This is a genomic window from Labedella phragmitis, from assembly GCF_004078635.1.
Taxonomy (GTDB): Bacteria; Actinomycetota; Actinomycetes; order Actinomycetales; family Microbacteriaceae; genus Labedella; species Labedella phragmitis.
Genome location: NZ_RZNB01000013.1, coordinates 1 through 792, shown reverse-complemented (window position 1 = coordinate 792; position 792 = coordinate 1). Strand labels below are relative to the sequence as shown.

Genomic DNA, 792 nt, shown 5'->3' with positions numbered 1-792 from the left:
TCGCACTGCCCTCGACACACTCCGCCGGCGGGTCCTCACCCGTCTCCACGAGAACGTTGCCGAGCCGGTTGTCGCCCCGCGATCCGTCGGGCGACACGGTCACCGCATAGGTGACCGTCACCGTCTGACCGGCCGCGAGCGAACCGGTCACCACGATCGAATCGGCACCGAGCACGGCGGAGAGCGCGGAGTCCGAGGCGACGGGAGCAGTCGTCACCGTCGCGTCGTCGAGGATGCGCGAGAGGTGGTCCGTGAAGTCGACGGGTCCCTCGGCGGTGCCGTCGTTCGTGAAGGTCAGCGTGTAGGTGAGCACGTCGCCGGCATCGACGGACGCGCCGGACGCGGGATCGACCGACTTCGACGAGGTCACACGCGGCAGGTCCGTCACCGTGCACTCCGTGCTGCCCGGAACGCAGTCGGTGGGCGGCGGCGTGGAGCGGTCGTCGACGACGAAGTTCGCGGCCCTGTTGTCGCCGCGCGCGTCCTCCTCGTTGACCGTGACCGTGTAGGTCACCGTGGTCGTCTGTCGAGCGGTGAGTTCGCCCGTCACCGAGAAGATGCCATCGACCACGGGAGTGGCGGTCAGACCACCGTCGGCCGACACGACCGGCGCGGTCGTGAGCGTCGCGTCGTCGAGCACACCCGTGAGGTTGTCCGACTTGTTCACGGACACGGGGCCGGCGCCGGCGTTCTCGAATGTCAGCGTGTAGGTCAACGTCGTGCCCGGGACGATCGGATCGGCCGAGGCCTCGACCGACTTCGAGACGAGCAGACGCCCGATCGGCGTGAGCG

At 69.2% G+C, this 792-nt stretch carries 1 protein-coding gene; it reads right to left on the bottom strand.

Annotated features, from left to right (window positions below):
- The coding region (locus ELQ90_RS16455; protein ID WP_128496390.1) for a DUF7927 domain-containing protein at nucleotides 1-792 on the bottom strand (792 nt) is incomplete at both ends.